8 protein-coding genes and 1 pseudogene are annotated in these 10,370 nt (G+C 73.2%); 6 read left to right on the forward strand and 3 right to left on the reverse strand.

Annotated features, from left to right (window positions below; all coding sequences use genetic code 11):
* Positions 1 to 58 precede the first annotated feature (58 nt).
* A complete protein-coding gene (locus PSH25_RS14010) occupies positions 59 to 574 on the reverse strand; it encodes a MarR family winged helix-turn-helix transcriptional regulator (protein ID WP_238659514.1) in 516 nt (171 codons plus the stop codon).
* 122 nt (positions 575 to 696) lie between these two features.
* Here PSH25_RS14010 and PSH25_RS14015 point away from each other — a divergent pair, with 122 nt between their 5' ends.
* A complete protein-coding gene (locus tag PSH25_RS14015) occupies positions 697 to 2,820 on the forward strand; it encodes an MMPL family transporter (protein WP_238659515.1) in 2,124 nt (707 codons plus the stop codon).
* Here the strand turns inward: PSH25_RS14015 and PSH25_RS14020 are convergent.
* Positions 2,817 to 4,232, reverse strand: coding sequence for a DedA family protein (locus PSH25_RS14020; RefSeq protein ID WP_238659516.1), 1,416 nt, complete (start codon positions 4,230 to 4,232; stop codon positions 2,817 to 2,819). The genes PSH25_RS14015 and PSH25_RS14020 overlap by 4 nt on opposite strands.
* 133 nt (positions 4,233 to 4,365) lie before the next feature.
* Here PSH25_RS14020 and typA point away from each other — a divergent pair, with 133 nt between their 5' ends.
* The 3 genes from typA (at position 4,366) to PSH25_RS14035 (ending at position 7,973) form a co-directional block, all read left to right on the forward strand.
* Positions 4,366 to 6,234, forward strand: a complete 1,869-nt coding sequence (gene typA / locus PSH25_RS14025) for a translational GTPase TypA (RefSeq protein ID WP_238659517.1) — start codon at positions 4,366 to 4,368, stop codon at positions 6,232 to 6,234.
* Between the two features lie 112 nt (positions 6,235 to 6,346).
* A complete protein-coding gene (locus PSH25_RS14030) occupies positions 6,347 to 7,195 on the forward strand; it encodes a serine hydrolase (protein ID WP_238659518.1) in 849 nt (282 codons plus the stop codon).
* Positions 7,196 to 7,271: 76 nt separating this feature from the next.
* Positions 7,272 to 7,973: a lysoplasmalogenase gene (locus PSH25_RS14035; protein WP_238659519.1), complete on the forward strand. Its 702-nt coding sequence runs from the start codon at positions 7,272 to 7,274 to the stop codon at positions 7,971 to 7,973.
* Here PSH25_RS14035 and PSH25_RS14040 read toward each other — a convergent pair.
* Positions 7,942 to 8,739 (reverse strand): tyrosine-protein phosphatase, encoded by a 798-nt coding sequence (locus tag PSH25_RS14040; protein ID WP_238659520.1) that lies wholly within the window; start codon positions 8,737 to 8,739, stop codon positions 7,942 to 7,944. The genes PSH25_RS14035 and PSH25_RS14040 overlap by 32 nt on opposite strands.
* 44 nt (positions 8,740 to 8,783) lie before the next feature.
* On the opposite strand from PSH25_RS14040, the gene PSH25_RS14045 reads away from it, so the two are divergent.
* Both PSH25_RS14045 and PSH25_RS14050 read left to right on the forward strand, forming a co-directional pair.
* Positions 8,784 to 9,881, forward strand: a complete 1,098-nt coding sequence (locus PSH25_RS14045) for a mandelate racemase/muconate lactonizing enzyme family protein (RefSeq protein WP_238659521.1) — start codon at positions 8,784 to 8,786, stop codon at positions 9,879 to 9,881.
* Between the two features lie 58 nt (positions 9,882 to 9,939).
* Positions 9,940 to 10,370, forward strand: a pseudogene (locus PSH25_RS14050) (glycoside hydrolase); the annotation flags it as partial.

The following is a 10,370-nucleotide window of genomic DNA, read 5'->3' on the forward strand; positions in this document are numbered from 1 at the left end:
GCGGTGGCAGGCGCAGCGCGGCGCTGGCGAGGCGGGTGACGAGCCGGTCCGGCACCGGTCAGCCCGTCGGGCGGCGGGGTGACTCCGGCCGGGCGGCGCGCACCGCGTCCCGGTGCCCCCGCAGCGACTCGCTCATCTCCGCCATGAACCGGTGCACCACCTCCAGTTCGTCCTCGCCGAAGCGGGCCATCACCGTGTCGGTGCGGGCGCCGAGCGGCTGGAAGAACTGCATGGCCAGGGCGGCGCCCTGGTCGGCGTAGTGCAGCAGCACCTTGCGTCGGTCGACGGTGTCCCGGTCCCGGCGGATGTGCCCGGCCCGTTCCAGCCGGTCGATCAGGGCCGTGACCGAGCCGGAGGAGAGGTTGAGCTGCTCGCCGAGACGGCCGGGGGTGATCGGGTCACCGAGCAGCTCGGCGTCCATCACCGCGATCAACGCCTGCAGGTCGGTCGGGTTGAGGCCGTGCAGGTTGGCGAAGGCGTGGCCGACCTGCTGGGCGTCCACCGCGTACCGCCGGAGGTTGTTGGTGATCTCCGCGACCAGCTGCTCGCGGCGCGTGTCGCGCCGTCGGTACATGCCGTGAGTCGCCACCTCGCGCCGCTCTTCCCGTCGTCGGTCCCCCGGGTTGCAGCATAGAACAGCCCTGGATAATCTCGGCTATCAAGATACTCGGCTACCGAAAGACCTTGAGGTCACTGATGTCTGTGTTCACCAGAGTCGCTCGTGGCCGGCTGGCCGCATGGCTCACCGTGGCCGCCGCGATCGTCGTGGGCGCGGCCGTCTTCGCGACGCCCCAGCCGGACAACCCGGCGCCGGTCTCCGCCACCGGCCTGTCCGCGCAGTGGCAGTCGACCCAGGTGCAACGTCTCCAGAACCAGTTGCCCTCCAGTGAGGTGCAACCGGCCATCGTGGTGGTCAGCCGGGGCGACGGCGGCACGCTGAGCGAGGCCGACCGGGCCACCGTCGGCGCTCGCGCCGAGGGCCTGCGCCGCTTCGCGGTGGGCGGGCAGGTCAGCCCCGCCCAGGTCTCCCCGGACGGCGCGGTCGCCCTCGTCGCCGTGCCGTTGGACACCGCCGGCGGGCAGGAGGTCGTCACCGACACGGTGACCCAGCTGCGCGCCACCCTGGACGACCTGCCCGACGGGCTGACCGCCGAGGTGACCGGCGCCCCGGCCTTCACCGCCGACCTCTCCTCGGTGTTCGACGGCGCCGACGTCACCCTGCTCGCGGTGACCGCCGCCGTGGTCGCGCTGCTCCTGCTGATCACCTACCGCAGCCCGTTCCTGTGGATCGTGCCGCTGGTCGTGGTCGCCGCGACCGAGCAGCTCACCCTGCGCGCGGTGGACGTCATCGTGCCGGGCGTCGGCATCAACCTCCAGCAGGGTCAGGTCACCGGCATCGCCAGCGTGCTGGTCTTCGGCGCCGCCACCGACTACGCGCTGCTGCTCATCGCCCGCTACCGGGAGGAGTTGCGCCGCGAGGAGGACCGGTTCGCGGCGATGCGCGCCGCGCTTCGCCGCACCGCGGAGCCCATCCTGGCCAGCGGCGGCACCGTCGTGCTCGGCGTCCTCACCCTGCTGCTCAGTGAGCAGGAGACCAACCGGGCGCTGGCGGTGGCCTGCGCCACCGGTGTGGTCTTCGCCATGCTCTCGGCCCTGTTCGTGCTCCCCGCCGTGCTGGTGCTCTTCGGTCGTGGCCTGTTCTGGCCGTTCGTACCCCGCGTCGGCGGCCCGGTCCGCGAGGGTCGGCTCTGGGGTCGACTCGGCGCGGCCGTGCAACGCCGCCCGGTGGTGGTCGCCACGCTGGCCACCCTGCTCCTCGGCGGCCTGGCACTGGGTGGCCTCGGCATCCGTACCGGCCTGTCCGAGACCGAACAGTTCCGGGCCGAGCCCGAGGCGGTGACCGGGGCGCAGACCCTGGCGCGGGCCTTCCCGGCCGGCAGCACCCAACCCGTCGCCGTGCTCACCACCCCGGCGGCGGTGCGGGCGGTCACCGACGCCGCCACCGCGGTACCCGGCGTCGCCTCGGCGCGTCCCGGCGACGCCGGCGCGGCGGTCGCCCAGGTCGACGTGGTCCTCGACGCCGAACCCGGCACCACCGCCTCGGACCGCGCGATCGAGGCGCTCCGCACGGCGGTCGCCGCCGTTCCCGACTCCGCGCCGCCGGCCACCGCCGGCGCCGATGCCCCGTCCGGGGCGATCGTCGGTGGCTCCGTGGCCGCCACCTACGACTCGGACGAGGCCAACGAGCGTGACCTACGACTCATCCTGCCGATCATCCTGCTGCTGGTCGGCGCCGTGCTCGTGCTCCTGCTGCGCGGCCTGCTCGCACCGCTGCTGCTGGTGCTCACCGTGATCGCGTCGTTCTTCGCCAGCCTCGGCGCGGCCTGGCTGCTCTTCGACCACGTGCTGGGCTTCCCCGCCCTGGACAGCGGTGTGCTGCTGCTCGCCTTCGTGTTCCTGGTGGCGCTCGGGGTGGACTACAACATCTTCCTGGTCACCCGGGCCCGGGAGGACGCCCGCAGCGCCGGCACCCGCGCCGGCATGCTCTCCGCCCTGCGGGTCACCGGCGGCGTGATCACCAGCGCCGGAGTGCTGCTCGCCGCGGTCTTCGCCGTACTCGGCGTGCTGCCGCTGATCACCCTCACCCAGATCGGCATCATCGTCTGCATCGGTGTCCTGCTCGACACCCTGCTGGTCCGCACGGTCCTGGTGCCGGCGCTGGCGTTCCTGCTCGGCGACCGCTTCTGGTGGCCCGGCCGCCTCGCGCGCGACCCGGTGCAGGCCACCCCGAGGTCACCCGAGCCGGTCGCCGCGCCCTAGGGCTCGACCGGGCGGCGGTCCCCCTGCGACGACCGCCCGGTCTGGTCCACCGGCGGTTGACGATCCCCCACCGCCCGGTCCCGGGTCGCCCAGGCGATCATGAACACCACCGTCCAGAGCACCCCGAGCAGCACCGCCGCAGCCGTCCCGCTCGCCGTGTCCAGCCCGAGGTAGAGCCGCGCGCCGCCGATCCCGAGCACCCCCGCCGCGGCGGCGGTCCAGGCGGCCACGGCCACCGGCCAGTGGGCGCTGCGCGACACCAGCCAGGCCAAAGTGCAGAAGCTCGCCGCGACCACGGCGTTCTGGGTCGAGAGCGGGGCCACCTCCCCGCCGCCCGGGGCGGTCCCGTTCGGGCCGGTCAGCTCGGCCACCACGGCCAACACCACCAGCGGCACGAACGCGCCCACCGTGCCGACCACGCTGAGCAGGTCCGCCCGCCAGGGCCGGTTGCGCCACGCCAGCACCGCCGCCACCAGCGCCACCAAAAGGATCAACACCCACCCTCGTACCACCGACACCACGACCATCGTGGCGTCGGCGGCGTCCGGGGTACGCCGGGCGGCGAACCACCCCGCGACGGCACCGTCCAGCGCGGCCAGCCCACTGTTGCGCACCGCCACCGCGAGCAGACCGGCGATGGCGAGCCCGGCGGCGAACAGCAGCAACAGCCCGGCGGCCAGATTGAGCAGCAGCGTCCAGGCCGGGCCGATCCGCACCGCCACCAGGAAGAACAGCACCCCGTAGCGGGCCGTGAGCCACCGCACCGGGGGCAGCGCGCCCGCCCGGGACAGCAGCGCGCGCACCGGATCGGGGTTACGACCCAGCCACCGACCGATTAGCACCACGCCCACCAGGCCGGCCAACAGCAGGAACGCCACCCCGGTGGCCCGGCCGAGCAACCGGGAGACCGTGTCGTACGACTCACCCGCGAGGTGACCGAGCAGCACCGAGCCGCCCACCCAGGTCACCACCCCGGCCAGGTTCCACACGGCGAACCGCCGGTACGGCATGCCGGCCGCACCGGCCAGCCGGGGCACCAGGGTGCGGGCGAAAGCCACCCACCGGGCCGCGAACACGCCCCGCCCACCGAGGCGGGCCAGCATGGCGTCGGCGCGGGCCCACCGCTGCGGCCCGACCCGGTGACCCAGCCCGGCGCGCAGCCGAGAGCCGTACCGCCGTCCGGCGCGAAAGGCCAGCCCATCGCCGAGGACCGCCGCGACGATCATCGCGAGCAACGCCGGCCCGAGCCGCAAGGTACCGTTGTAGGTGAGGAAGCCGACCAGCAGCAGGGTAGCCTCACCCGGCACGAGCAGGCCGAAGATCACCGCGGTCTCGCCCGCCACGATCAGCGCGGCGACCAGGTAGATCCACAGGGTGGGCAGACCCTGCACCCAGGTCAGCAGGTCGTGCACTTAGGCCCCCGGGACACGGGAGCCAGCATGCCAGCCGGGGGAACCACCGGCACAGCGGTTTCACCATAGATCAGGGGCACCTGGGGGTGACCCCGACGCAGCCTGCGCGAGCGCAGGCGGAAGGATAGAGGGTATGCAGCTTCGCACCGACCTCCGCAACGTCGCCATCATCGCTCACGTCGACCACGGCAAGACCACCCTGGTCGACGCCATGTTGCGGCAGGCCGGCGCGTACGGCGCACGCGGCGAGAACACCGAGCGGGTGATGGACTCCGGTGACCTGGAGCGGGAAAAGGGCATCACGATCCTGGCCAAGAACACCGGCGTGCGTTACCTGCCGGCCGACGGCTCCGACCCGGTCACCATCAACATCATCGACACTCCCGGCCACGCCGACTTCGGCGGCGAGGTGGAGCGCGGCCTGACCATGGTCGACGGTGTGGTGCTGCTCGTCGACGCCAGCGAGGGCCCGCTGCCGCAGACCCGCTTCGTGCTGCGCAAGGCGCTGCGGGCCCGGATGCCGATCATCCTGGTGATCAACAAGGTGGACCGCCCGGACGCCCGGATCAAGGAGGTCGTGGACGACACCTACGAACTCTTCCTCGACCTGGACGCCGACGAGGAGCAGATCGACTTCCCGATCGTCTACGCCTGCGCCCGCGACGGCATCGCCTCGCTGACCCAGCCCGCCGACGGCTCGGTGCCCGACGACAGCACCTCCCTGGAGCCGCTGTTCCGCACCCTGCTGGACACCATCCCGGCACCCTCGTACGAGGACGGCGCGCCGCTGCAGGCGCACGTCACCAACCTGGACGCCTCGCCGTTCCTCGGCCGGCTGGCGCTGTGCCGGGTCCGCCAGGGCACCATCAACAAGGGTCAGACGGTGGCCTGGTGCCGCACCGACGGCAGCACCCAGCGGGTCCGCATCTCCGAGATGCTGATGACCGAGGGCCTGGAGCGCACGTCGGCCGAGACCGCCGGCCCGGGCGACATCATCGCCGTCGCCGGCATCCCGGAGATCATGATCGGTGAGACCCTCGCCGACGTCGAGAACCCGGTAGCGCTTCCGCTGATCACCGTCGACGAGCCGGCCATCTCGATGACCATCGGCACCAACACCTCGCCGCTGGTCGGCCGGGTCAAGGGCTCCAAGGTCACCGCCCGGATGGTCAAGGACCGGCTCGACAAGGAGCTGATCGGCAACGTGTCGCTGCGGGTCCTGCCCACCGAGCGGCCGGACGCCTGGGAGGTGCAGGGCCGCGGTGAGCTGGCGCTGGCCATCCTGGTCGAGCAGATGCGCCGGGAGAGCTACGAGCTGACCGTCGGCAAGCCGCAGGTGGTCACCAAGGAGATCGACGGCAAGACCTGCGAGCCGGTCGAGCGGCTGACCATCGACGCCCCGGAGGAGTACCTGGGCGCCATCACCCAGCTCCTCGCCACCCGCAAGGGCCGGATGGAGCAGTTGGTCAACCACGGCACCGGCTGGATCCGGATGGAGTGGCTGGTGCCGGCGCGCGGCCTGATCGGCTTCCGCACCGAGTTCCTCACCGACACCCGGGGCACCGGCATCCTGCACCACGTCTTCGAGTCGTACGAGCCGTGGTTCGGCGAGCTGCGTACCCGCAACAACGGCTCGCTGGTCGCCGACCGGGCCGGCGCGGTCACCGCCTTCGCGATGATCAACCTTCAGGAGCGCGGCCAGCTCTTCGTCGACCCCACCACCGAGGTGTACGAGGGCATGATCGTCGGGGAGAACTCCCGCTCCGACGACATGGACGTCAACATCACCAAGGAGAAGAAGCTCACCAACATGCGGGCGTCGACCTCCGACGAGACGGAGAAGCTGATCCCGCCGCGCAAGCTCTCGCTGGAGCAGGCCCTGGAGTTCTGCCGCGAGGACGAGTGCGTCGAGGTCACCCCGACCGCGGTGCGCATCCGCAAGGTGGTGCTCGACCAGCAGCTGCGGGGCCGTGCCGCCGCCCGCCGCAAGCACGCCGGCTGACCCACCAGCACCCGACACCGGGCGCGTCGACCGCTTGCGGCCGGCGCGCCCGTCGGTTTTCCCCCGACGGGTACGCGAACCGCCCACCCCGTGATCCGCTACGGTCACCGGCATGACCTGGGATGATCTCGACGCCCACCTGGACCGGGTGCCCGGCACCGTCTCCGCGTACGTGGGGCGGCTCGACGCGCCGCCGACCTGGACCCGCCACCCGGACGCCGCCCACTACGCCGCGAGCACCATGAAGGTGGCGGTGCTCGCCGCGCTGCACCGCGCCGCCGAGGCCGGCACCCTGGACCTGGACGCCCCGGTCCCGGTGGTCAACGACTTCGAGTCCGCCCAGCCCGGCGCACCCCGCTTCGCCAACGCGCAGCCCTACGACAACGACGACGCGGTCTGGGACCGCATCGGCGGCACCGCGACGCTGCGCTGGCTGGCCGACCGGATGATCGTGCGCTCCAGCAACCTCGCCACCAACCTCGTCCTCGGCCACGTCGGGCTGCCCGCGGTCGCCGAGGTCTGGGCGCTCACCGGCGCCCGCAACAGCGTCACCGGCCGCGGCATCGAGGACTTCGCCGCCCGCGAGGCCGGCATCACCAACACGGTCACCGCCGCCGACCTGGCCACCCTGCTCGGCGCCCTGGCCACCGGGGCCACCACCCCCGGCCACCTCGCCTCGCCGGCCGCCTGCACCACCATGCTGGACGTCCTGCTCGCCCAGAAACACCGCGAGGACCTGGCCGCCGGCCTGCCCGAGGGCACCCGCATCGCGCACAAGAACGGTTGGGTACGCGGCGTCCGCCACGGCGCCGGCGTGGTGCTGCCCGACGACGCCCCGCCGTACCTGATCGCCGTCTGCACCACCACCGACCTGGCCGGTGGCGACGAGGTGGAGGACGACGCCTGCCTGCTGATCGCGCACATCTCGGCGCAGGTCTGGGCCGCCCGCCACCAGCTCTGACCCGACAGCCTCGGCGGCCAGGCCAGGCGCCGCCGCCTCCGGCTAGGCTGCTCGCACCCCCACCCCGGAGCCGCCGATGCCCCGCAGTCGCACCGTGCTGATCGCCTTCCTCGTCGTGACGGCCGCGAACCTGCTGGCCAACGCCACCGGCGGCGGTCTGGCCTTCCTGCTCACCAAGCCGCTGCTGATGCCGCTGCTGGCCGCGTACCTGTGGCGGGCCAGCGCCGAACGCGCGGCCCGACCGGACCGGCTGCTGCTCGCCGGGCTGGCCTTCGCCACCGGCGGCGACGTCGCCCTGATGATCGACGGCACCGGTTGGTTCCTCGCCGGCATGGCCTGCTTCCTCGGCACGCACCTCTGCTACCTCGTGGCCTTCACCCGACACGGCGCCGCGACCGCGCTGCGCCGGACGCCGCTGCTCGCCGTCCCCCTGGGGTACGCGGTGCTGACCGCCGTCGCCCTGACCTGGATGTGGGCCGGGCTCACCGACGCCGGGCTGGCCGTGCCGGTGGCCGGCTACGCGCTCGCGCTGGCCGCCATGGCCAGCACCGCCACCACCCAGGGCTGGCGCGTCGGTCTCGGCGCCGCGCTGTTCCTCGGCTCCGACCTGCTGATCGCCGCCGGGGTGGCCGAGGTGGCCCAACCACCCGCAGCACCGGTGCTGGTCATGGCGACCTACGCCGCCGGCCAGGCACTGATCGTCACCGGCCGCGCCGCCCGCGCCCGCACACCCAGCGACACACCGGTCACTCCAGCAGCTGCGCCCGCAGCGCGCTGAGATCGGAGTCGGTGAGCCCCAGCCCGTCGCGCAGGTACGCGTCGAACGACCCGTGCACCCGGCGCACCTCGGCGTAACCGGCGTCGAGGTACTCGGCGCGGACCTCCAGCACCGGCAGCACCGCGTCGACGTCCAGCTCGGGATTGCGCCGGCGCATCGCCTCGACGATCACCGCCCGCAGGCTGTCGGTCAACTCGTTGTTGCGCAGGTAGTCGGCGCGGATCGCCGCCTCGTCCACCCCGAGCGCCGTCAACAGGATGACGGTCAGCCAACCGGTGCGGTCCTTGCCGGCGGAGCAGTGGTAGAGCAGCGGCAGGTTCTCCGGCCGGGCCGCCAGCCGCACCGCCTCGGCGAAACCGGCCCGCGCCGACTCACCGGTCACGAACCAGCGGTAGATCGCCGCCATCGCCCCCGCCGTGCCCTGCCGGGCCAGCTCCGCGTACGCGTCCAGGTCGTGACCGAGCAGCACCGCCGAGACGTACGTGAAGACCGGATGCTCCGGATCGTGCACCGGCAGGCGCACCACCCGTGGCTCACCGGCGAACCGGTCCTCCGGCGCGACCGCGATCTCCGAGGCGGCGCGCAGGTCGACCACGCACGCCGGCCCCAGCTTCGCCAGCACCGGTAGGTCCTCGTCGGTCAGCCGACCCAGCGCCGGGGTGCGGATCAACTGGCCGACCCGGACCCGCCGCCCGTCCGCGCCGACGAGCCCGCCCAGATCACGCGCGTTCGGTGCACCCACCAGCTCCCAGCCCTGCCCGGTCATCCGGTCTCCCCTCCCACCGTGAACCTCCGTATAGGGTGCCCCATATGACGATCGCGGCGGTACGCACCCACCGGGTTTCCGCCCCCTTACACACCCCGTTCGTCACCGCGCTGCGCCGCACCACCACAGTGGACACCCTGGTCGTCGAGCTCGTCGACAGCGACGGCCGGTCCGGCTTCGGCGAGGCGCCCCAGGTCTGGCAGGTCACCGGCGCGTCGGTCGCCGGCGCCCAGGCGTGCGTCCGCGAGCTGCTCGGCCCACAGCTGATCGGCCGTGACCCGGACGACCTGGTGGCCCGTTGCGCCGAGGTGCAGCGCGCGGTGGTCGGCAACGAGGCCGCGAAGGCGGCGGTGGACGTCGCTCTGCACGACCTCGCCGCGCGGCGGTTGGGCGTACCCCTGGTGCGGTTGCTCGGCGGCACCTCGCTGCGGGTCCCGACGGACGTCACGCTGGCGGCGGGCGACGCGGTGGACCTGGCGGCCGCGGCACGGCAGCGGCAGGCCGACGGCTTCGACGTGCTCAAGTTGAAGGTCGGCACCGACGCGGCGAGCGACCTGGACCGGGTGCGGGCGGTACGGGCCGCCGTCGGCCCCGGCACCCGGATCCGGCTGGACGCCAACCAGGGCTGGACGCCCCGGGAGGCGGTCCGGGTGATCCGCGGCATCGAGGACGCCGGGCTCGACGTGGAGCTGGTCGAGCAGCCGGTGATCCGCTGGGACCTGGACGGGCTGGCCTGGGTCAGCGACCGGGTGTCCGTGCCGATCCTGGCCGACGAGGCGGTCTTCGGGGTCCGTGACCTGGTGGAGGTGATCCGCCGCCGAGCCGCCGACCTGGTCAACGTCAAGCTGGCCAAGTGCGGTGGGCTGCACCCGGCCCGTACCCTCCTCGACCTGGCCACCGCCCACGGCCTCGGCACGGTGGTCGGCTCGATGATGGAGAGCCAGGTCGGCATCGGGGCGGCGGCGAGCCTGGTCGCCGCGTACGGCACCACGGCGGTCGCCGACCTGGACGCCGCGTGGTGGCTGGCCTGGTCACCGGTGCAGGGCGGCATCCGCTACGACGGGGCGACCGTGGTGCTGCCGGACGCCCCTGGCCTGGGCATCTCCGGCCTTGCTGAAGCAAAAGTGCAGGCTCGTGGTTGATGACTGTCGGTTTCTTTCATAGGGTTTCCCTGGACAGCCGACCGAGCTGGGGGTTGACGTGGAGCTGCAACCGGGCCGCGAGGCCGTCGTCCGGGTCGCCGTGGCGACGCTGTGGACGTCCCCCGAGGCGGTCCGCCCGGTCGACTGCCCAGCGCTGACCGCCGGTGTCGACATCCCAACCTGGGTCTCCGGACTGGACACCGACCAGCAGGTCGGCGACTGCGTGCTGAGCCAACTCCTGCTCGGCGAACGGGTCCTCGTCAGCGAGCTCCGCCCGGACGGCTGGGCCCGGGTCGTCGCCGTCGAACAACCAGCCGCCAAGCTGGACCCTCGCGGCTACCCGGGCTGGCTCCCCGCCGGGCAGTTGGCCGTTGCCGACCCGGCCCACACCAGCACCGAGCACCCGCTGGTGGTGGACGCCACGGTCACCGGGCTGCACGCCGCCCCGAACGGGCCGGTGGTGCTGCCCGGCGTCGTCGTCGGCACCCG

It is taken from the genome of Micromonospora foliorum (genome assembly GCF_022229015.1).
Taxonomy (GTDB): Bacteria; Actinomycetota; Actinomycetes; order Mycobacteriales; family Micromonosporaceae; genus Micromonospora; species Micromonospora foliorum.

Excerpts from the sequence above, each read along its gene's own strand:
- PSH25_RS14030 (WP_238659518.1), top strand. The coding sequence starts at position 6,347 with ATGACCTGGGATGATCTCGACGCCCACCTGGACCGGGTGCCCGGCACC.
- PSH25_RS14040 (WP_238659520.1), bottom strand. The coding sequence starts at position 8,739 with ATGACCGGGCAGGGCTGGGAGCTGGTGGGTGCACCGAACGCGCGTGAT.
- PSH25_RS14015 (WP_238659515.1), top strand. The coding sequence starts at position 697 with ATGTCTGTGTTCACCAGAGTCGCTCGTGGCCGGCTGGCCGCATGGCTC.
- typA (WP_238659517.1), top strand. The coding sequence starts at position 4,366 with ATGCAGCTTCGCACCGACCTCCGCAACGTCGCCATCATCGCTCACGTC.
- PSH25_RS14035 (WP_238659519.1), top strand. The coding sequence starts at position 7,272 with ATGCCCCGCAGTCGCACCGTGCTGATCGCCTTCCTCGTCGTGACGGCC.
- PSH25_RS14010 (WP_238659514.1), bottom strand. The coding sequence starts at position 574 with ATGTACCGACGGCGCGACACGCGCCGCGAGCAGCTGGTCGCGGAGATC.
- PSH25_RS14045 (WP_238659521.1), top strand. The coding sequence starts at position 8,784 with ATGACGATCGCGGCGGTACGCACCCACCGGGTTTCCGCCCCCTTACAC.